Consider the following 19,643-nt stretch of genomic DNA (forward strand, 5'->3'; position numbering starts at 1 on the left):
CAACCGTGCCGTGGTCATCCTTCGGAATGACCGACGAGCCCTTGACCCAGCCGGACCCATGACCACCAGCACCGTTCCCCAGCCCGTCGAGCGCTACAACGCCAAGGATGCCGAGCCGCGCTGGCAGGAGGCCTGGGCCGAGAAGCGCCTGTTCGAGACCGACAATTCCGACCCCCGCCCGAAATACTACGTGCTGGAGATGTTCCCCTACCCGTCGGGGCGCATCCATATGGGCCATGTCCGCAACTACGCGATGGGCGACGTGGTCGCCCGCTACAAGCGCGCCCGCGGCTTCAACGTCCTGCACCCGATGGGCTGGGACGCCTTCGGCCTGCCGGCCGAGAACGCCGCCATGGAGCGCAAGGTCAACCCGCGGGACTGGACCTACGCCAACATCGCCTCGATGCGCGACCAGCTGAAGGCCATGGGCCTGTCGCTCGACTGGAGCCGGGAGATCGCGACCTGCGATCCCGACTATTACAAGCACCAGCAGCGCATGTTCCTCGACTTCCTGGGCAAGGGCCTCGTCACCCGCCGCACCGCCAAGGTGAACTGGGACCCGGTCGACCACACGGTGCTGGCCAACGAGCAGGTGATCGACGGGCGCGGCTGGCGCTCCGGCGCCCTGGTGGAGCAGCGCGAGCTGACCCAGTGGTTCTTCAAGATCACCGACTTCGCCGAGGATCTGCTGACCGCCCTCGACGGGCTGGATCGCTGGCCGGAGAAGGTCCGGCTGATGCAGAAGAACTGGATCGGCCGCTCGGAAGGCCTGGAGGTTCAGTTCAGCCTCGCCCGGCCGGTGGCCGGGGCCGCCGATTCGGTGACCGTCTACACGACCCGGCCCGACACGCTGTTCGGCGCCAAGTTCCTGGCGATCGCGGCCGACCATCCCCTGGCCGCCGCTCTGGCCGAGGGACGGCCGGAGCTGCAGACCTTCATCGAGGAATGCCGCCGCACCGGCACCGCCCAGGCGGCGATCGACACCGCCGAGAAGCACGGTTTCGACACCGGCCTGACCGTGCGCCATCCCCTGGACGCGTCCTGGGAATTGCCGGTCTACGTGGCGAACTTCGTGCTGATGGAATACGGCACCGGCGCGGTGTTCGGCTGCCCGGCGCACGATCAGCGCGACCTCGATTTTGCCAACAAGTACGGGCTCGGCAACACGCCCGTGGTCTGCCCTGCGGGCCAGGACCCGGCGAGCTTCGTGATCACCGACACCGCCTATGTCGAGGACGGGCGGATGATCAACTCGCGCTTCCTCGACGGGATGAGCACGGACGAGGCCTTCGAGGCCGTGGCCCGGCGCCTCGAAGGGGAGGGGGTCGCCAAGCGCAAGGTCCAGTTCCGCCTGCGCGACTGGGGTGTCTCCCGGCAGCGCTACTGGGGCTGCCCGATTCCGATCATCCACTGCCACAGCTGCGGCCCGGTCCCGGTGCCGGTGGCCGACCTGCCGGTGAAACTGCCGGAGGAGGTGTCCTTCGACCAGCCCGGCAACCCGCTGGAGCGGGACGCCGCATGGCGCAACGTGCCCTGCCCGCATTGCGGCGCGGCGGCCCGGCGCGAGACCGACACAATGGACACGTTCGTCGATTCGTCCTGGTACTACGCCCGCTTCACCGCGCCCTGGCTCACGGACGCGCCCACCGACCGCGCCGTGGTCGATCGCTGGCTGGCGGTGGACCAGTATATCGGCGGCATCGAGCACGCGATCCTGCACCTGCTCTACGCCCGGTTCTTCATGCGGGCGATGCGCGAGACCGGCTGGGCCGGCGTCGCCGAGCCGTTCGCCGGTCTGTTCACGCAGGGCATGGTGGTCCACGAGACCTACAAGGACGCGGCCGGTGCCTGGGTGCCCCCGGCCGAGATCCGCTTCGCCACCGAGGAGGGCGAGCGCCGCGCGTTTCACGTGAAAACTCAGGCGCCGATCGCGATCGGCCCGATCGAGAAGATGTCGAAGTCGAAGAAGAACGTGGTCGATCCCGACGACATCATCGCGAGCTACGGGGCCGACACGGCGCGCTGGTTCATGCTGTCCGACTCGCCGCCCGAGCGCGACGTGATCTGGACCGAGGAGGGCGTGCAGGGCGCGGCCCGGTTCGTCCAGAAGGTCTGGCGGCTGGTCAACGCCGCCGGGCAGGCGAAAGGCGACGGCGCCGCGGATCTGCCGCTGCGCAAGGCCGCCCACCGGGCTTTGGCCTCCGTGCAGGACGATATCGAGCGCCTGCGCTTCAACCGCGGCGTCGCCCACATCTACACCCTGGCCAACGCCCTGGAGGACGGCCTGCGCGGCCCGGTCTCGCCGGCCGCCGCCAAGGAAGCGGCCGGGATCCTGGTACAGCTCATCGCCCCGATGATGCCCCACCTCGCCGAGGAGTGCTGGTCCGTCCTCGGTGGCGGCGGCCTCGTGGCCCAGGCGCCCTGGCCTGAGACCGAGGCGGGGCTCCTAGTCGAGGACGAGATCACCCTGCCGGTGCAGATCAACGGCAAGAAGCGCGCGGACGTCACCGTGCCGCGCGACGCCGACGCCAAGGCCGTGGAGGCCGCGACCCTGGCGCTGGCAGCGGTCCAGACGATCCTGGAGGGAAGGGCGCCCCGGAAGGTGATCGTGGTGCCGGGGCGGATCGTGAACCTGGTGGTGTGAGGCGTCGGTCGGTCGATCCCATCCGGGATCTACGCCGACCCACCCTCTGTCCTCATCCTGAGGTGCCGGCGCGCGGCGAGCGCCGGTCCGCCCCACCCTGTGCAACCGGGCACTTGCGGCCCGAGCAACTGTCCGGAGTCGTGGAATGGACGGACAGGCGTCCCAGCTGAGGTGCGGGATTCAAAGCCCCAGGATGGGCCGGCGTCCCGCCCGTCGTCGCAGATCCGATCCGACGAGATCGGACCGCGGATGACTTTCAAGGATGCGGGCGCGGGTCGAAGGCCGGCACAGGATTCGGCACCGCCTCGGTGTCGCTCGGAATAACGCGGCCGGAACAGCTCCGAACCGGGCTCTCACGCCGCGTTGCGGCGCTCCGGATAGAGCCCATAAAGGCCCTCGCGGCTCGCGTCGCAGACGCCGCGCTCGGTGATGATCCCGGTCATCAGCCGGGCCGGCGTCACGTCGAAGGCCGGGTTAGCCACCGGGCTGCCGGGCGAGACCACCTCGATCGTGGCGAAACCGCCATCGGCGAGCCGCCCGGTCATGTGGGTGACCTCGCGCCCGTCGCGCTCCTCGATGGGGATCTCCCTGACGCCGTCGTCGAGCGTCCAGTCGATGGTCGAGAACGGCAGCGCCGCGTAGAACGGCACGCCGGTATCGTGGGCGGCGAGCGCCTTCAGGTAGGTGCCGATCTTGTTGCAGACGTCGCCCGAGGCCGTGGTCCGGTCCGAGCCGACGATGCAGAGATCGACTTGGCCGTGCTGCATCAGGTGGCCGCCGGCATTGTCGGCGATCACCGTGTGGGGCACGCCGTGGCCGTTGAGCTCGAAGGCGGTCAGCGCCGCGCCCTGGCTGCGCGGCCGGGTCTCGTCGACCAGCACGTGCACCGGCACGCCCTGCTCGTGGGCGGCGTAGATCGGCGCGAGCGCCGTTCCCCAATCCACCGTGGCGAGCCAGCCGGCATTGCAATGGGTCAGCACCGTGATCGGCTTGTCGCCGCCCTTGGCCCTGTGCAGGTCGGCGATGATCCGGCTGCCATGGGCGCCGATCGAGCGGCAGCTCGCCACGTCCTCCTCGGCGATGCGGCCGGCCTCCGCGAAGGCGCGGGCGAAGCGCTCGCCCGGCTGGACCTGCCGCAGGTTGGCGGAGAGCCGGTCGAGCGCCCAGCGCAGGTTGATCGCGGTCGGGCGGGTGGCGGCCAGCGTCGCCACCGCCCGGTCGATCCCGTCGAGAGAGGCATCCGCCCGCATGGCGAGCGCCAGCCCGTATGCGGCGGTGACGCCGATCAGCGGCGCGCCGCGCACGATCATGGTGCGGATCGCCACCGCGGCGTCGTCCAGCGTGGCCAGCCGCTTCAGCTCGAACGCGAAGGGCAGGCGCGTCTGGTCGATGACCTGGACGCTGACGCCGTCCGGGTCCGGGAAGATCGTGCGGTAGGGCTGGCCGTCGATGTTCATGGCCGGTCCTGTGCCACAGCGGGACGGGTTTTGCACCCTCCCGGATGATCCGGCGCCGGGGCTGGCACCGGAGCCGACATCGGATGGGGGACGCCCGGACGGGGGCCGGTCAGCCTTCCTCAACCTTAGCGGCTCGTTAAGGCCCCCGTGCCTAGCCTCTGGGGTACGTCCCCGTTTTGCGTCCGGTCCCGCATGCGCTCGCTTCGCCGTCCCGCATCGCCCTACGACACTTTCGTCGACAGCGTTCGCCCGTTCCTGGGCAAGCGCCTGACGGAACTCGGCGGTCTTGTGCTGTTCACCGGCGCGGTCGCTCTGACCGTGGCTCTGGCCACGTGGTCGATCGACGATCCGAGCCTGAACCACGCCACCGACCATGCCGCCCACAACGTCCTCGGCCAGCCGGGCGCCGTCGTGGCGGATCTCGCCATGCAGATCCTCGGCCTCGGCGCCCTCGCCTTCGTGCTGCCGCCGGCCCTCTGGGGCGTGCGGCTGATGCGCGAGCGCAACCTCCCTGACGGCGGCCTGCGCATCGCGCTCTGGATCATCGGCTTCTGCGCGGCGAGCGCGGTGGCGAGCGCGCTGCCGCCGACGACGCGCTGGCCACTGCCTACCGGCCTCGGCGGCGTGGCCGGCGACGGCCTGCTGTCGATGGCCCGGGTAATCGTCGGGGCGGTCTCGTCGGCGGCCGCGCATCTCGTCGGCTTCGGCTACGCCGCGGTGGCGATCCTCAGCCTGACCGGCGCCTGCCGCTTCGGGGCCGTGGAGGAGGACTCCCTCCACGACGAGCCCTATCCCGTCCGGCGCGCGCCGGTGCGGGGCCGCGAGTCGGGCCGCGACGAGCGCGAGGATGCCGACGAGCCGAGCCTCGGCCTTGTCGGGGTCGGCGCCCTGGCGCAGGGTCTGATGGGCCTCCGCCGCCGCCTCCGAGCGGATCGCGACCGGCGCGCGGACCGGGCCGAGCCTTTCGACGGCGCCTCGCCCGCCCTCGCGGCCCGGCGGGCCTTCACGGATGCGGACCTGCCCTGGGCCGACCACCTGCCGGAGGGCGCCCGGCCGGGCGCGGCCCGGCGCGAGCCCGTGTTCGACGCGCAGGACGCATCGCCGGTCCCGGCCGCGACCGCTCGCCGGGCCGTGCCGCTGCACGACGACGAGGACGAGGCGGGGGCGTTCGAGGCCCCGCAGCAGCAGGCGCCACCGCGGCCCGAGCCGGCCGCGTCCCGCGTCGCCCCGCCGCCCGCCGCGCCCGTGCCGGCCCGCCGCACGCCGGCGCCGCCGACCCGCCCCGAGGATTACGCCCTGCCGGCCCTCGACCTGCTGGCCGCGCCGCGCGGCCCGTCGCCGGCGAGCCAGATCTCGGCGGACGCCCTGGAGCAGAACGCGACGCTGCTCGAGGCGACGCTGGGCGATTTCGGCGTGCGCGGCGATATCCTGGCGGTGCGGCCCGGCCCGGTCGTCACCCTCTACGAGCTCGAGCCCGCCCCCGGCACCAAATCCAGCCGCGTGATCGCGCTGGCCGACGACATCGCCCGGTCGATGTCGGCGGTCTCGGCCCGCGTCGCGGTCGTGCCCGGCCGCAACGCGATCGGCATCGAATTGCCGAACGCCAAGCGCGAGACGGTGTACCTGCGCGAACTCCTGGCCTCCACGGACTTTGCCGAGAGCAAGCACAAGCTGGCTCTGTGTCTGGGCAAGAACATCGGCGGCGAGCCGATCATCGCCGACCTCGCGCGCATGCCGCACCTGCTCGTCGCCGGCACCACCGGCTCGGGCAAGTCGGTGGCGATCAACACGATGATCCTCAGCCTGCTCTACCGGCTCAAGCCGGAAGAGTGCCGCCTGATCATGGTCGATCCCAAGATGCTGGAGCTGTCCGTGTACGACGGCATCCCGCACCTGCTCTCCCCCGTCGTCACCGACCCGAAGAAGGCGGTGATCGCCCTCAAGTGGGCCGTGCGCGAGATGGAGGAGCGCTACAAGAAGATGTCCAAGATCGCGGTCCGCAACATCGATGGCTACAACGCCCGGGTCGCCGAGGCAGCGGCGCGCGGCGAGGTCCTGACCCGGACCGTGCAGACCGGCTTCGACCGCCACACCGGTGAGGCGGTCTACGAGGACGAGGCGATGGATCTGGCACCGCTGCCGTACATCGTGATCGTGGTCGACGAGATGGCCGACCTGATGATGGTGGCCGGCAAGGACATCGAGGGCGCGATCCAGCGGCTGGCGCAGATGGCGCGCGCGGCCGGCATCCACCTGATCATGGCCACCCAGCGCCCGTCGGTGGACGTGATCACCGGCACGATCAAGGCGAACTTCCCGACCCGGATCAGCTTCCAGGTCACGAGCAAGATCGACAGCCGCACGATCCTGGGCGAGATGGGCGCCGAGCAGCTGCTGGGCCAAGGCGACATGCTGTTCATGGCCGGCGGCGGGCGCACGACGCGCGTGCACGGGCCGTTCTGCTCGGACAGCGAGGTCGAGAGCGTGGTCGCCCACCTCAAGCGCCAGGGCCGGCCCAGCTACCTCGACGCCGTCACGGCGGATGAGGACGAGGGCGCGCCTGAGAAGGGCGGCAAGGGGAAAGCTGGCGCGGCCGAACTCGAGCTCGACGGCGCGGTGTTCGACCAGGGCTCGTTCGGCGAGGCCAGCGGCGACCTCTACGAGCAGGCCGTGCAGGTGGTGCTGCGCGACCAGAAGGCTTCGACCAGCTACATCCAGCGTCGGCTGCAGATCGGCTACAACCGCGCCGCCTCGCTCATGGAGCGGATGGAGATCGAGGGGATCGTCGGCCCGGCCAACCACGCCGGCAAGCGCGAGATCCTGGTGGAGGAGGCGGTCGGGTGATCGTTGCGGGCGCCGGAGCCGCTGGCTCAGCGTTCCCGGCCGTCCCAGACTGAGCCTCATCCTGTGGTGCCGGAGCGTAGCGGAGGCCTCCTTCGGGGCCGCTCCGCGGCACCTCAGGATGCGGTGTTCGGGGTAAAGTGCCCCGTCGCGCCGCTCTCGGCAGAGCCGCTCAAAAAAATCCGCTCCGGCCCGGAACCCGTCCGCTATCCGCACGTTACGCGCGTGCGAGGCCTGGAAACGGGCTCGCAGCGAGGGCGCCGGGCTCGGTGTCCGGCGTCGCTTGTAGTCACGTTGCTCGTTGGAGGATGTGGTTATGAGGACTTACGACGTTTCGCCCCTGTTCCGGTCGTCCGTCGGGTTCGACCGTCTGTTCGAGCTGCTCAACCAGGCCGAGCGGGTCGAGGCATCGACCGCTTGGCCGCCCTACAACATCGAGAAGATCGCCGAGGACCAGTACCGCATCACCATGGCGGTCGCGGGCTTCACGGCCGACGAGATCGAGCTGACCCAGCAGGACACCACGCTCCTGGTCTCGGGCCAGAAGGCCGCCCCGGAGGCCGAGACGCACTACCTCCACCGCGGGATCGCGGCGCGCAGCTTCCGCCAGACCTTCAACCTGGCCGAGCACGTGAAGGTCGTGGGGGCTTCCCTGGAGAACGGCCTGCTCACCGTCGCGCTGAAGCGCGAGGTGCCGGAGGCCCTGAAGCCCCGCCGCATCGCCATCGGCGGCACGACGGGCGTGTCCGGCCAGGACAACGCCCCGGCGCAGATCGCCCGCGAGGCCAAGGCGGCCTGATCCGCGGCGGGAGCCGCACGGCCGGCGTCCCGGGCCCGCCCGCCCGGGCGCCGCCGCACCCACCGATCGACATCCCTCACGGGTCCGCGGACCCGCGGGCCTGTTCCAACGACGGCATCGCTTTCGATGGAGATAGGACCATGAGCGTGAGAGATCTGATCCCCTGGAACCGCACCACCCCGGCCCCCGCGCCGGCCTCCCTGTCGAACGAGGCGGCCAGCCCCTTCCTGACGCTGCACCGCGAGATGAACCGGCTGTTCGGCGATGTGTTCAGCGGGTTCGGCAGCCTACCCGGCTTGGCGGACCGCACGCTCGGCTGGCCGAAGGTCGAGCTGGTGGAGGAGAACGGCGCGCTTCGGGTCTCCGCCGAGCTTCCCGGGCTCGACGAGGCGGACGTCGAGCTCCTGATCGCCGACGGCGTCCTCACCCTCAAGGGTGAGAAGCGCGCAGAGACCACCGACGCGGCGCGCGGCTACACGGAGCGCAGCTACGGCCGCTTCGAGCGCGCGATCGCCCTCCCCATCCCGGTGGCGGAGGACAAGGCCGAGGCGACGTTCCGCAACGGCGTCCTCACCGTGACGCTGCCGCGCGCCGCCGAGGCGCCGGAGCGCCGACGCCGGATCGCGATCAACGGCAGTGCGGCCCCGGCCGCCAAGCACTGAACCGGGACCGAACGCGGCTGCCCCGGCGGCCGCGGGCGGGACGCATGACGCGGCGGCCGGCGCGACCCGAGCGGACGTGCCGGCCGCCCAGCCTTTGCTCACGCCTTTGCTCACGTGGAGGATTGCATGCAGCCGATCGAAACATCGTTGCTCCAGCCCGACATCGAGCGCCTCGGTCCGGTGGCGGCGGCCAGCCTCAGGCCGCCGGCGATCGAGCCGTTCGAGGCGTTCGTGGCGCCGGGGGACGTCTTCCGGCATCCGCGCGAGGTGCTGGGCTATCCGGGCCTGTCGCGGGCCGAGAAACGGGCAATCCTGGCCTCCTGGGCCTCGGACGCGCGGGCCGTCGAGTCCTGTCCGGGCTTGCGCTGTCTGCCGGGCTGCCGGGCCGAGCCCGTGCCGCTCGACACGATCCTGGCCGCGCTCCAGGCGCTCGGCGATGGCGCGGCACCGGCCGCACCCCGGCGGCGCCCCAACCGCTGCGCTCCGGGAGCCTCACGCGCCGCTGGCAGCGCGGCCCGGCGGGACGGGCGCGCGCGCTGAACTGAACCGGGGGCTGCCATGACGACCTTCGACCTGAAAGGCGGTCGCGGGCTCCGGTCCCGGCTCCGGCGCAGCCGGCGCGGATGGCCGGCGCGGACCACCGACGGAGCCGTGCTGGGCAGATGGATCGCGTCGGCCGCGCTGTGCCTCGCTCTGGCCGCGCCCTGCCCGGCGCCGGCCCTGCCCTGGGTTCTGGCCGGCCTGCTGAGCCTGTCGGGCTTCGTCTGGCTCGGTCTGGCGATCACGCAGGCGGGGCCGCCGGCCGACGCCCCGCACCTGACCGCCTGGGACGCCGCGCTGCTCGCGTTCGCGGCCAGCTTCGGCGTGCAATCGGCGGCGCGCCTCGGCCTCTTCGGCGGCTGAGCGCGCCGAGACAGGGAGGCAACCATGCAGGATCGGACCATCGGACTAGGACACAACAACCCGCCCGCCGCATTGGACGCGCCGTGGCTCGCCGGCCGGCGGGCTCTGATCCGCCGCCGCGGGCGCTCCGTCGAGACCTCGGGCCGCGCCCGGGCCGACACCTGGGAGCTCACCTTCGAGCGGCAGACGCCTCCGGAGATCGAGCCGCTGATGGGCTGGACCGGCGGGACCGACACGCTCGCCACGGAGGTGGTGCTGGCCTTCCCGACGCGGGCGCAGGCTTTGGCCTATGCCGAGCGCCAGGGCCTCGCCTACAGCGCCGGGCCCGAGCCGGCGGAGACGGCGCGGGCGAAAACGCTGCGGGTCTGGCGCGCGAACCGGCGCCCGGCATCGGCGCACCCTCAGGGCCGCGCGACGGCGCGGGACCGGCGCGCCGGTGCGCCGAACTCGGTCAGCCTGCCCGACCTGGAGCGGGCCCTGGTCAACCCGGCGGCGGTGTTCGACACGCCGGCCGCCGTGCGCGACCATCCCCGGCTGCTGCGCCCGTGCAAGCGGGAGATCCTGCGGCGCTGGGCCTGGGACGAGTACCTGAAGGAGGTGGCCGCCGCCGAGGGTATGGCCGAGGGCGAGCCGTCGCGGCTCGGCGACGTGACGGCGGCGCTCCTGGCGCTCGGAGAGACCTGGCGCCCGGATCCCGCCGCGCCCGCCGCCGCGCTGCCGGCAGCGCGTGAGACGGACACGGAGGATCGGATCCGCGCGGCCGCTTGAGCGGGCGCCCGCCGCCTCACGCCACCGAGAACCGGAACTCCGTGCGCGCCACGAAGGTCTCGCCCGGTCGCAGCACCGCCGACGGAAACGCCGGCTGGTTCGGGGCGTCGGGAAAGCCCTGGGTCTCGAAGCAGACCCCGTCGCCGGAGCGGTAGATCCGGCCCGACGGCCCGATCAGCGTGCCGTCGAGATTGTTGCCGCTGTAGAGCTGCAGGGCGGGTTGCGTGGTCCAGACGTCGAGGCGGCGCCCGCTCTCCGGATCGGTGCATCGGGCCGCCGGTCGCAGCGTCCCGGCGGGACCGCGCAGCACGAAGGTGTGGTCGTACCCCTTGGCGATGGCGAGCTGCGAGTCGCCGGCCCGGATGCGGGCCTCCAGCGGGTGCGGCGTGCGGAAGTCGAACGGGGTGCCGGCGACCGGCCGGAGCGCGCCGGTGGGGATCTGGGTCGCGTCCGTCGGGGTGAAGGCGTCGGCTTCGAGCTGCACGACGTGGCCGAGAACGCTCCCCGTTCCCTCCCCCGCGAGGTTGAAGTAGCTGTGGTTGGTGAGGTTCAGGACCGTGGGCCGGTCGGTCGTGGCCGCGTAATCCATGCGCAGCACGCCGTCCGCGGGCAGGCTGTAGCGCACGCGGACGTCGAGGTTGCCCGGAAACCCCTCTTCGCCGTCCGGAGAGCGGCGGGCCAGGGCGAGGCTCGTGGCCTCGGCGCCCTCGACCCGCCACAGGCGCTTGCCGAAGTTCCGCGGGCCGCCGTGCAGCGTGTTGGGGCCCTCGTTCACCGGTAGCCGATAGGTGTGCCCGTCGAGGCTGAAGCGCCCGCCCGCGATGCGGTTGGCGTAGCGCCCGATCACCGCGCCGAAGCTCGGGCTCACGGTCTCGTAGCCCCTCAGGGTGTCGAGGCCGAGGACGACGTTGGCCGAATGTCCGGCGCGGTCGGGCACCCCGATCCGCGTGATGATGGCGCCGAATTCGATGATGTCGACGCGCAGGCTGCCGCGGCTCAGGCTGTGGCGGCCGACCGCCTGCCCGTCCGCCGTCGTGCCGAACGGTTCGACCGGCATCCGGCTAGCGCTTCCAGACGCCGAGCCGCTCGCTCCGGGCATGGTCCTCGGCCGCGACCAGCTCGGGGCTCGCCTCCGGGGAGGCGCGGCCGCCGCCGTTGAACAGCACCACCTCGGAGAGGTCGCGCCCGTCCACGAGGCAGTTCATGGTCTCGCTGCCCGGCGCGGGCTGGCAGGTCACCGTCCGGCCGCCGATGTAGCGGGCCAGCTCGTCCGCCTGGCCGCCCCGCACCCACTCGACGCCGAACAGATGGACGACCTTGCCGCCGACCTTGAGGGTGGCGGTATCGATCACCTGGACCGACCCGGTCACCGCGTTGGGCGATGGCGGCGGGGTATCGGGCTCGGGATCGCCGCCGGTCTCGGGGGGCGGGGTCACCGTGTCGGGAACGGGGGCGGCCGGGGGCGCGGCCCGGGAGGCGCCGCTCGGCGTGCCGGTCGGGGCGGGGGTCGAGGACGCGGTCGGCTCGGTCGCGGCGGTCCGGGCCGTCTCGGGCGGACGGCTCTCCAGGACGAGCCCGGCCGCGACGACCGCCACCAGGGCGGCCGCGCTCGCGCCCGCGAGCCAGCGGCGCTGCCGACGGGCGCCGTCGTCCAGATCGTTCCGGCCGAAACGCAACCGGTCGCGCAGCCGCTCGACGCCGTCGCGCACCGTCTCGCCGAAGCGGCCGGCCCCGGCATTCCAGGCCGCCACCGGGTCCGATCCGGGAGCCGCGGCCGCGGCATGCCCCTCGGGCTCGTCGGCGGGGCGGCCCAACCGGCCGCGCAGGCTTGTCCGCAGAGTCGCGAACCGGCCGGCGGCGTTCTGCGCCAGCGCCCGGCCCTGCACGGAGGAGCGTTCGGCCAGCGAGCGGGCGCGCTCCGACTGGGTCTCGACGAAGCGCGCCGTCGCCGCCTTCATCTCGTAGGCGCCGCTGAGCAGCGGCGAATCCCGGGATTCCTCGACCGGGGCCGCCTCCGGCTCGGGCTCGGGCGGCAGGAACAGGGCCGGATGCCGCTCCTGCAGCTCCGCGACGAGATCGGCCAGCGTCATCGGCTCGGACGTGTCGCCGCGCAGGCGAACGGCGCCGTGCCGGTCCAGCACGCGCAGGCCGTTCCCGGCCGCGTCGGGCACGGTCGCGGCTTCCGCCAGGAGTTCGAGGGTCCGCACGGCCACCGGGCGCGGGCGCGCGCGGGCGATCTCGGCCCGGATCGCCGCGCGGAGGGCGGTGCGACCGGGATCGTCGAGCGCCGGACGCGCCGGCCCCACTTCCTGCTTCGCCACCACCGTTGAAGACGTCATACACCCGATCCCGGCATCACCACGCGCCGCCCGCGACGGCGCCGCGGGCCGCCACGCGAGGCTCTTACGCCTTGCCGGGCGAGGGAGCCAGGGTGCCGGCCTGGATGCTCCGACGCAGGACGCGCCCGGTCTCGCCCAGGATGTAAGGCCGCGTGCCCGCGAAGCCCACCTCCAGGATCAGCTCGGCCTCGCCGCTGGAGACCGCACCGCGGCCGGGATTGGCCGTGCGGAAATCGGCGAGCGCGCGGATCGTGCAGGTCTCGGCATCGCAGGCGGCGTGCATCGCCCGCGGCTCGTAGCGCCGCTCGGGCCAGCGCTGGACGAAGCTGCGCTTCTCGGCGACGAGGCCGGCCGTCGTGATCGGCCGTCCGTAGAAGCGCACGCGCGTCGCGTAATACCGGGTCGCGGCCCCCACCATGGTGTCGCCAGAGGCCGAGACGGTGTCGAGGTAGCTGGCGGTCAGGGCCCGGGCCGCGGCCGCGCGCTCGGCCGAGGCGGGTGCGGAGACCGGGGCGAAGGCCGCCGGCGTCGCGGCGAGGCGGTGCGGCTGATGCGCGGGGCGGCGCAGCGCCTCGCGGACCGGCGGACGCTCCAGGGCGGCGGCCCGCTTCGGGCTCGGCGCCCGCGTTCCGGCGGCCTTCGGCAAGGCGTCCTCGGCGGGCTCCGGCCTGGCGGCCTGACGGACGGGCTCCGCGTCGCGCGTGCCGGCAGGCCGGCTTTTCGCCTGCTGGGCGGCCTGCTGCTCCGCGGGCTTGTCCGCCGGAACGGTCCTGGCCTGATCCGCCGCCCTGAGGGATTCCTTCGCGGCCCCCGCGGCCGGCGTGGCGGCCCGCGGCGGCGGATCCACCCAGGCCGACCGGGCATCCGCCCCCTGCTGCTGAGCCGACGCGGCGCCCGTGAAGGCCAGAGGCAGGAGCAGGCCGAGCACGAGGGTTTGGGGTCGAGCGGGACGGGTGGCGGACATCGGTGCCTTCCTGGCGGCCGGAGCGATCAATGGGGAGAATGCGCCCGCCCGTCGAAGGGGTTCCACGATCGTTTCGGGCGCACCCCCATCCTGACGTACGGGACGGCGGCGACCAGCCCTGGATTGCGGGGATGATGGGGTTGCGTTCGTGCGTTTGGGTACCAAGTCGGGGACAGTCTTGGCCTTCGGCCATTCCCAGGCTCCCATACCGCCCGCCTCCGCCGCGCATCGAGGATCCCTTGGCCCGTCCCGAGACCGCTTCGCCCCCAGGCCCGCATCCCGGGAACGCCCGATGAGCATCAACCCGCGCCGGGCCCTGCTGCTCTGCAACGCCAAGGCCCGCAACGGCGCCCTCGATCTGGACGAGGTCCGGGGGATCCTGCGCGCGGGCGGCATCGAGCCGGAGGAACCGCCGCCGGAGGCCGATTGCCGCGACGTGATCCGCGACCGGGCCGGCGCGGTCGACATGGTGATCCTGGGCGGCGGCGACGGCACCATGAACTACGCCGCGCCGGCCCTGGTGGAGAGCGGCCTGCCGCTCGCGATCCTGCCGCTCGGCACGGCGAACGACCTCGCCCGGTCCCTGAACCTGCCGCTCGACCCCCTCGCGGCGGCCCGCTTCATCCCGACCGCCGAGGCGCGCCCGGTGGATCTCGGCTGGGTCAACGGCCACTATTATTTCAACGTGGCCAGCGTCGGCTTCTCGGCCGAGCTCGCCGGCGAGCTCACGGCGGAATCGAAGAAGACCTGGGGCGTGCTGGGCTACGCGGTCGCGGCCATCCGCGTGCTGCGCCGGGTCCGGCCCTTCACGGTGACGATCGAGCATGACGGCGTCGCCGAGAAGGTCACCACCATCCAGGTCTCGGTGGGCAACGGCCGGCACTACGGCGGCGGCATGACCGTGGCGGAGAGTGCCGCGGTCGGCGACGGCAAGCTGGATTTCTACAGCCTGGAGATCAACCACTGGTGGCGGCTCCTCGCGCTGCTGCCGGCCCTGCGCCGGGGCACGCAGGGGCGCGCGGCCGACGTGCGGGCCTTCCACGCGCAGGAGATCCGGCTCTCGACCCGCAAGCCCCGGCCGGTGAACACCGACGGCGAGCTGACCACCCACACGCCCGCCCATTTCAAGGTCTTCCCGAAGATCCTGCGGGTCTTCGCCCCCGAGCCGGTGCGCGGTCCCGCCACCTTCGACCTCGCCACCCTCGGCAAAAGCCTGTTCCCGACCAGCGAGGCTCCCCGCCTGTGACCGACCTGATCCAGCTCGCCAGCCAGCCCGCCGTCTGGGCCGCCCTCGCCACGCTGGTGGTGATGGAGGTGGTGCTCGGCGTCGACAACCTGATCTTCATCTCGATCCTGACCAACAAGCTGCCGGCCGATCAGCAGACCCGGGCCCGGCGCATCGGGATCGGGCTCGCCCTGGTCCTGCGGCTGGGGCTGCTCGGCACCGTGGCGTTCATCGTCCACCTGACCGAGCCGGTCTTCTCGGTGTTCGGCCAAGCCTTCTCGTGGCGCGACCTGATCCTGATTGGCGGCGGCCTGTTCCTGCTCTGGAAGGCCACCAAGGAGATCCACCACACGGTGGATCCGGAGCCCAAGGCGGACGGGGCGGCCGGCGGCAGCCTCGGCTTCGGCGCGGCGATCGGCCAGATCCTGCTCCTCGACCTCGTCTTCTCGATCGACTCGATCATCACCGCGGTGGGCATGACCGAGCACGTGCCGGTGATGATGATCGCCGTGGTGATCGCCGTGGTGGTGATGCTGGTCGCCGCCGAGCCGCTCTCGGCCTTCATCGCCCGCAACCCCACCGTGGTGATGCTGGCGCTCGGCTTCCTGATCATGATCGGCATGACGCTGATTGCCGAAGGGTTCGGCGCGCACGTGCCGAAGGGCTACATCTACACCGCCATGGCGTTCTCGGCGGGCGTGGAGGGCCTCAACATGCTGGCCCGTCGGCGACGGCGGTCCGCGCAGGGCGAGGCGCGGGTGCCCGCCGGGCAGACCCGGCGCGCCTGAGGCCGCGACCGATGCTCATGCGGCGGCGCGCGGCCCTCGGCCTGCTCCTGCTTCCCGCCCTCGTCCAGCCGGCCCTCGCCCAAGCGGAGACCCGACAGATGGTGCCGGACGCGGCCGTGCGGCACGACCTCGCCCCCACCGGCACGCTCCGGGCGGCGATCAATCTCGGCAATCCGGTCCTCGCGCAGGCGGGCATGGACGGGCCCACCGGGGTGTCGGTGGATCTCGCCCGGGCTCTGGCGGCCCGGCTCGGCGTGCCGGTGGCGTTCGTGGCCTATCCTGGGGCGGGCGCGGTCTCCGGCTCGGCGGGAACGGGCGCCTGGGACATCTGCTTCCTGGCGATCGATCCGAAGCGGGCCGAGGGCATCGCCTTCACGGAGCCCTACGTGCGGATCGCCGGCCGCTACCTCGTGCCGGCCGGCTCGGCGATCCGGAGCGCGGAGGAGGTCGACCGCGACGGCGTGCGCGTCTCGGTGGGCCGCGGCAGCGCCTACGACCTGTTCCTGACCCGCGCCCTGAGGCACGCAACCCTGGTGCGGGCGCCGACCTCGGCCGAGGCGGTGACGGCGTTCGCGCGCGACGGTCTCGAGGTCGCGGCCGGCGTGGATCAGCCGCTCGCCGCCTACGCGGCGTCGCATCCGGAGGTGCGGCTGCTGCCGGGGCACTTCATGGCGATCCCGCAGGCGATGGGCTTGCCGGTGGGACGCGCGGCGGGGGCGGCCTATCTGGCGGATTTCATCGCGCAGGCGAAGCGCGACGGGCTGGTGCGGCGCGGCCTGGAGGCCAGCGGGCAGGATCCGGATCTGGCGGCGCCCTGAGGGGCGGGCCTCGCACGAGGGCTCCTTCGAGGCCTCCGCTACGCTCCGGCACCTCAGGATGCGGATGCGGGTCGGATGGGGCTGCGCGATCCGGCCGCCTCAGCGCACGCCGGGCCGGCCCGATTCCGCGAGCTGCTGCGCCCGGACGCCCTGGCGCTCGAACATCCAGCCCGGATACTCGGTCGGCAGCGCGCTCACCGCGTCGAGGGCGTCGAGTTCCTCGCCGGTGAGGCTCAGTTCGGTCGCCGCGATGTTGTCGTCCAGCTGGTCGAGGCGCTTGGCCCCCACGATGACGCTGGTCACCGCCTTGCGGTGCAGGAGCCGTGCCAGCGCCACCTGGGCCACCGAGACGCCGCGGGCTTCCGCCACGGTGCGCATCGCGTCGATGCAGGCTTCGGCTCGCGGCCGGTCGACCGGCGGGAAATCGAAGCTCGCGCGCCGGCCCTCGCCGGAGCCGCCGGAATATTTGCCGCTGAGCAAGCCGCCGGCCAGCGGGCTCCAGACCAGGAGGCCGAGCCCCTCCGAGCGCAGCATCGGGACGATCTCCCGCTCCAGGTCGCGCCCCGCGATGGAATAGTAGGCCTGCAGGGTCTCGAAGCGGGCGAGCCCGGCCCGCGCGCTGATACCCAGCGCCTTCACGATCTGCCACGCCGCCCAGTTCGAGACGCCGACGTAGCGGACGTGGCCGTGCTGCACGAGGATGTCGAGCGCCCGCACCTGCTCCTCGATCGGGGTCGCCGGGTCGAAGCCGTGGATCTGGTAGAGGTCGATATGGTCGAGCTGGAGCCGCTTGAGGCTCGCCTTGCAGGCGTCGATCAGGTGCAGGCGCGAGGCGCCCTTGGCGTTGGCGCCCGGGCCGGTCGGACCGTAGCCCTTGGTGGCGACGACGACGCTGTCGCGCGGGATCTTGAGGTCGCGCAGGGCACGGCCGGTAATCTGCTCCGAGAGCCCTTCGGCATAGACGTCGGCGGTGTCGATGAAGTTGATCCCGGCCTCCAGCGCCCGCCCGACGAGGCGCCCGGCCTCCGCCTGGTCGAGGGCGCCGATCTGGCGCCACATCCCGGCTCCGCCCCCGAAGGTCATGGTGCCGAGGCAGAGTTCCGAGACGAACAGCCCCGTGTTGCCGAGCTTCTTCTGATACATGCCTGCCTGATTCCGTCCGTTTCCCTGTCGACAACGCGCGGGGCGGCGGCCGGTGCGCTCAGGGCTCCCAGCGGTGGAAAACGGCGCTGTCGAAGGCGAAGACCGGCTCGCCGCGCTGGTTCACCCCGGTGTTGCGGGCGAAGGCCGTGCCCCAGCCCGGCCGCGAGGCCGAGGCGCGCTTGTCGGTGAGCCGGGCGCTGAACCGGACCGTGTCGCCGGCGTAGACCGGCTTCAGCCAGCGCAGGTTCTTGAACCCGGGGGAGGGGCCCGCCTCCGGGACGGGACCCCGGGCGGCCGTGTAGGCGGCGTCGCGGGCGCGGGTCGTGAGCATCCGGTTCATGTAGGCGGCGGCCGTGTGCCAGCCGGAGGCGCAGAGCCCGCCGAAATGGCTGCGCTTGGCCACCTCGGGGTCGAGATGGAAGGCCTGCGGGTCGTAGGCCCGCGCGAAGGCCACGATCGCCTCGGCGGTGAACGCGTAGGCGCCCAGCTCGCGCACGGCGCCGATCTCGGCATCCCGCAGGAACGGCAGGATCTCGGCATCGTCCGGCTCGGTGACCGGGCCGGGTTCCCCGATCGCGACGGGCCGCGGGGGCAGGGGATCGGTGCCGCGGCGGGCCAGCATGAAGGTGAAGCGCTGGGTGAGCACCGTCTCAGCCCGCTGATTGTCGAGGGCGACCTCGGCGGTCACGAAGCCGAGGCCGGGCTTCGTCGCCGAATCGCGCAGCCCTACGACCCGGAAGGTCAGCGTCAGGGCGTCGCCGGGCAGGACCGGGGCGAGCCAGCGCAGCTCGCCGATCCCCGGCGCGCCGAGCGACGAGCCGCCCTGGAACGGCCCCTGCTGGAGCAGCCGCATCCCGAGCGCCGCCGTGTGCCAGCCCGAGCCGATCAGCCGGCCCGCGAAGGTCGTCTCGGCGGCCGTCTCGCCGATATGGAACGGCTGGAAGTCGAACGCCGTCGCGAAGCCCACGATGGCGTCGCGGGTCACCGTCAGCGGCTCCCCGACGATCACGTCGCCGACGGAGAAGTCTTCGAGGGCGGGATCCGGCATGGCGGGCTCGTCTCGTTGATCAGCGGGGATCGGGATACGCCGTCTTTGCGAGCGGAGCGAAGCAATCCAGTGGCGCCACGCTGCCGGGCGGTCCCGCTGCCCTGGGTCGCTTCGCTGCGCTCGCGATGACGGCGCCGAACTCAGTTGGCGAAGCGGAAATGCAGCACGTCGCCGTCCTGCACCACGTACTCCTTGCCCTCGAGCCGCAGCTTGCCGGCGTCCCGGGCCCCGGCCTCGCCGTTCAAGGCCGTGTAGTCCTTGAACGCGATGGTCTCGGCGCGGATGAAGCCCTTCTCGAAATCCGAGTGGATCACCCCGGCCGCCCCGGGGGCGCGGGTGCCCTTGGTGATCGTCCAGGCCCGCGCCTCCTTGGGGCCGACCGTGAAGTAGGTCACGAGGCCGAGGAGGTCGTAGCCGGCGCGGATCACCCGGTTGAGGCCCGGCTCGGTGAGCCCCACCGCCTCCAGGAACTCGGCCTGGTCGGCCTCCGGCATCACGGCGATCTCGCTCTCGATCTTGGCCGAGACCACCACCGCGACGGCGCCCTCTTCCTTGGCGCGGGCGACGACCGCGTCCGAGTAGGCGTTGCCCTTGTCGGCGTCGCCCTCGTCGACGTTGCAGACGTAGAGGACGGGCTTCGCGGTCATCAGGCCGAGCGACTGGAACAGCTTCTCCTCGTCGGGCTTGCGCTCCACGAGGCGCGCCGGCTTGCCGTCGCGCAGGAGCGGGAGCGCGCGGTTGACGAGGTCGAGGGTTTCCTTGGCCTCCTTGTCGGCGCCCTTGGCCTTCTTCTCCAAGGCGACGGCGCGGCGCTCCAGGCTGTCGAGGTCGGCGAGCATCAGCTCGGTCTCAATCGTCTCGATATCGGCGGCCGGATCGACCTTGCCCTCCACGTGGGTGACGTCGCCGTCCGTGAAGCAGCGGACCACGTGGGCGATGGCGTCGACCTCGCGAATATTGGCCAGGAACTGGTTGCCCAGGCCCTCACCCTTGGAGGCGCCGCGCACGAGGCCGGCAATGTCCACGAAGGTCAGCCGCGTCGGGATGATCTCCTTCGGCGACGCGATCCGGGCGAGATCCGTCAGCCGCGGGTCCGGCACCGCCACCTCGCCGACATTCGGCTCGATGGTGCAGAACGGGTAGTTCGCCGCCTGGGCGGCCGCCGTCTGCGTCAGCGCGTTGAAGAGGGTCGACTTGCCGACGTTCGGCAGGCCGACGATGCCGCATTTGAAGCCCATGGATCG

At 72.5% G+C, this 19,643-nt stretch carries 17 protein-coding genes; 10 read left to right on the forward strand and 7 right to left on the reverse strand.

All coding sequences use genetic code 11. The features are described 5' to 3' along the window. Nucleotides 1-58: 58 nt before the first annotated feature. Entirely contained in the window at nt 59-2,644 is a 2,586-nt protein-coding gene (leuS, locus tag M6G65_RS25520) for a leucine--tRNA ligase (protein ID WP_238196010.1), read from the forward strand. A gap of 353 nt (nt 2,645-2,997) precedes the next feature. Here leuS and mtnA read toward each other — a convergent pair whose 3' ends face one another. Next, nucleotides 2,998-4,101 carry an S-methyl-5-thioribose-1-phosphate isomerase gene (gene mtnA / locus M6G65_RS25525; protein ID WP_238196011.1) on the reverse strand — a complete coding sequence of 368 codons (1,104 nt, stop codon included), beginning with the start codon at nt 4,099-4,101 and terminating at the stop codon, nt 2,998-3,000. A 192-nt stretch (nt 4,102-4,293) separates the two neighbouring features. Between mtnA and M6G65_RS25530 the strand changes: the two genes are divergently transcribed. The 6 genes from M6G65_RS25530 to M6G65_RS25555 all read left to right on the forward strand — a co-directional run bounded on the left by M6G65_RS25530 (nt 4,294) and on the right by M6G65_RS25555 (nt 10,074). After that, complete coding sequence (locus M6G65_RS25530; RefSeq protein WP_250103045.1) at nt 4,294-6,945, forward strand: DNA translocase FtsK; 2,652 nt, start codon at nt 4,294-4,296, stop codon at nt 6,943-6,945. Nucleotides 6,946-7,258: 313 nt separating this feature from the next. Further along, on the forward strand, nt 7,259-7,741 hold the full coding sequence (locus M6G65_RS25535) for an Hsp20 family protein (RefSeq protein ID WP_238199985.1): 483 nt from the start codon (nt 7,259-7,261) through the stop codon (nt 7,739-7,741). 140 nt (nt 7,742-7,881) lie between these two features. Then, nucleotides 7,882-8,403: an Hsp20/alpha crystallin family protein gene (locus M6G65_RS25540; protein WP_250103046.1), complete on the forward strand. Its 522-nt coding sequence runs from the start codon at nt 7,882-7,884 to the stop codon at nt 8,401-8,403. Between the two features lie 126 nt (nt 8,404-8,529). After that, the gene (locus tag M6G65_RS25545; protein WP_250103047.1) at nt 8,530-8,943 is read left to right on the forward strand and encodes a hypothetical protein; all 414 of its coding nucleotides are present in this window, start codon (nt 8,530-8,532) and stop codon (nt 8,941-8,943) included. Nucleotides 8,944-8,961: 18 nt separating this feature from the next. After that, entirely contained in the window at nt 8,962-9,306 is a 345-nt protein-coding gene (locus M6G65_RS25550; RefSeq protein WP_238199988.1) for a hypothetical protein, read from the forward strand. A 24-nt stretch (nt 9,307-9,330) separates the two neighbouring features. Next, complete coding sequence (locus tag M6G65_RS25555; protein ID WP_250103048.1) at nt 9,331-10,074, forward strand: NADH dehydrogenase ubiquinone Fe-S protein 4; 744 nt, start codon at nt 9,331-9,333, stop codon at nt 10,072-10,074. Between the two features lie 16 nt (nt 10,075-10,090). Here M6G65_RS25555 and M6G65_RS25560 read toward each other — a convergent pair whose 3' ends face one another. The 3 genes from M6G65_RS25560 to M6G65_RS25570 all read right to left on the reverse strand — a co-directional run bounded on the left by M6G65_RS25560 (nt 10,091) and on the right by M6G65_RS25570 (nt 13,377). After that, the gene (locus M6G65_RS25560; protein WP_238199990.1) at nt 10,091-11,131 is read right to left on the reverse strand and encodes an aldose epimerase family protein; all 1,041 of its coding nucleotides are present in this window, start codon (nt 11,129-11,131) and stop codon (nt 10,091-10,093) included. A 4-nt stretch (nt 11,132-11,135) separates the two neighbouring features. After that, nucleotides 11,136-12,413, reverse strand: a complete 1,278-nt coding sequence (locus M6G65_RS25565; protein ID WP_238199991.1) for a thermonuclease family protein — start codon at nt 12,411-12,413, stop codon at nt 11,136-11,138. Nucleotides 12,414-12,477: 64 nt separating this feature from the next. After that, nucleotides 12,478-13,377, reverse strand: a complete 900-nt coding sequence (locus M6G65_RS25570; RefSeq protein WP_250103049.1) for a hypothetical protein — start codon at nt 13,375-13,377, stop codon at nt 12,478-12,480. Between the two features lie 292 nt (nt 13,378-13,669). On the opposite strand from M6G65_RS25570, the gene M6G65_RS25575 reads away from it, so the two are divergent. Genes M6G65_RS25575 through M6G65_RS25585 form a run of 3 tightly spaced genes read left to right on the forward strand, consistent with a single transcriptional unit; the run spans nt 13,670 to nt 16,208 of the window. Beyond that, nucleotides 13,670-14,623, forward strand: coding sequence for a lipid kinase (locus M6G65_RS25575; RefSeq protein WP_250103050.1), 954 nt, complete (start codon nt 13,670-13,672; stop codon nt 14,621-14,623). Next, the gene (locus M6G65_RS25580; protein WP_238199996.1) at nt 14,620-15,390 is read left to right on the forward strand and encodes a TerC family protein; all 771 of its coding nucleotides are present in this window, start codon (nt 14,620-14,622) and stop codon (nt 15,388-15,390) included. Before M6G65_RS25575 ends, M6G65_RS25580 begins: the two co-directional genes overlap by 4 nt. Nucleotides 15,391-15,407: 17 nt before the next feature. Beyond that, nucleotides 15,408-16,208, forward strand: a complete 801-nt coding sequence (locus M6G65_RS25585) for an ABC transporter substrate-binding protein (RefSeq protein ID WP_238200009.1) — start codon at nt 15,408-15,410, stop codon at nt 16,206-16,208. 99 nt (nt 16,209-16,307) lie between these two features. Here the strand turns inward: M6G65_RS25585 and M6G65_RS25590 are convergent, their stop codons facing one another. The 3 genes from M6G65_RS25590 to ychF form a co-directional block, all read right to left on the reverse strand. Further along, nucleotides 16,308-17,351 (reverse strand): aldo/keto reductase, encoded by a 1,044-nt coding sequence (locus M6G65_RS25590; protein WP_250103051.1) that lies wholly within the window; start codon nt 17,349-17,351, stop codon nt 16,308-16,310. A gap of 58 nt (nt 17,352-17,409) precedes the next feature. After that, a complete protein-coding gene (locus M6G65_RS25595) occupies nt 17,410-18,399 on the reverse strand; it encodes a MaoC/PaaZ C-terminal domain-containing protein (protein WP_250103052.1) in 990 nt (329 codons plus the stop codon). Nucleotides 18,400-18,539: 140 nt separating this feature from the next. Beyond that, nucleotides 18,540-19,637 carry a redox-regulated ATPase YchF gene (gene ychF / locus M6G65_RS25600; RefSeq protein WP_250103053.1) on the reverse strand — a complete coding sequence of 366 codons (1,098 nt, stop codon included), beginning with the start codon at nt 19,635-19,637 and terminating at the stop codon, nt 18,540-18,542. Nucleotides 19,638-19,643: the final 6 nt, after the last annotated feature.

The organism is Methylobacterium tardum, assembly GCF_023546765.1.
Classification (GTDB): Bacteria; Pseudomonadota; Alphaproteobacteria; order Rhizobiales; family Beijerinckiaceae; genus Methylobacterium; species Methylobacterium tardum.

What these genes read in the sequence shown, in the direction of transcription:
- M6G65_RS25560 (WP_238199990.1), bottom strand. Translation starts at nt 11,131, where the DNA reads ATGCCGGTCGAACCGTTCGGCACGACGGCGGACGGGCAGGCGGTCGGC.
- M6G65_RS25530 (WP_250103045.1), top strand. Translation starts at nt 4,294, where the DNA reads ATGCGCTCGCTTCGCCGTCCCGCATCGCCCTACGACACTTTCGTCGAC.
- M6G65_RS25540 (WP_250103046.1), top strand. Translation starts at nt 7,882, where the DNA reads ATGAGCGTGAGAGATCTGATCCCCTGGAACCGCACCACCCCGGCCCCC.
- M6G65_RS25555 (WP_250103048.1), top strand. Translation starts at nt 9,331, where the DNA reads ATGCAGGATCGGACCATCGGACTAGGACACAACAACCCGCCCGCCGCA.
- M6G65_RS25545 (WP_250103047.1), top strand. Translation starts at nt 8,530, where the DNA reads ATGCAGCCGATCGAAACATCGTTGCTCCAGCCCGACATCGAGCGCCTC.
- ychF (WP_250103053.1), bottom strand. Translation starts at nt 19,637, where the DNA reads ATGGGCTTCAAATGCGGCATCGTCGGCCTGCCGAACGTCGGCAAGTCG.
- M6G65_RS25550 (WP_238199988.1), top strand. Translation starts at nt 8,962, where the DNA reads ATGACGACCTTCGACCTGAAAGGCGGTCGCGGGCTCCGGTCCCGGCTC.
- M6G65_RS25565 (WP_238199991.1), bottom strand. Translation starts at nt 12,413, where the DNA reads ATGACGTCTTCAACGGTGGTGGCGAAGCAGGAAGTGGGGCCGGCGCGT.
- mtnA (WP_238196011.1), bottom strand. Translation starts at nt 4,101, where the DNA reads ATGAACATCGACGGCCAGCCCTACCGCACGATCTTCCCGGACCCGGAC.
- leuS (WP_238196010.1), top strand. Translation starts at nt 59, where the DNA reads ATGACCACCAGCACCGTTCCCCAGCCCGTCGAGCGCTACAACGCCAAG.
- M6G65_RS25535 (WP_238199985.1), top strand. Translation starts at nt 7,259, where the DNA reads ATGAGGACTTACGACGTTTCGCCCCTGTTCCGGTCGTCCGTCGGGTTC.
- M6G65_RS25590 (WP_250103051.1), bottom strand. Translation starts at nt 17,351, where the DNA reads ATGTATCAGAAGAAGCTCGGCAACACGGGGCTGTTCGTCTCGGAACTC.
- M6G65_RS25595 (WP_250103052.1), bottom strand. Translation starts at nt 18,399, where the DNA reads ATGCCGGATCCCGCCCTCGAAGACTTCTCCGTCGGCGACGTGATCGTC.
- M6G65_RS25575 (WP_250103050.1), top strand. Translation starts at nt 13,670, where the DNA reads ATGAGCATCAACCCGCGCCGGGCCCTGCTGCTCTGCAACGCCAAGGCC.
- M6G65_RS25585 (WP_238200009.1), top strand. Translation starts at nt 15,408, where the DNA reads ATGCGGCGGCGCGCGGCCCTCGGCCTGCTCCTGCTTCCCGCCCTCGTC.
- M6G65_RS25570 (WP_250103049.1), bottom strand. Translation starts at nt 13,377, where the DNA reads ATGTCCGCCACCCGTCCCGCTCGACCCCAAACCCTCGTGCTCGGCCTG.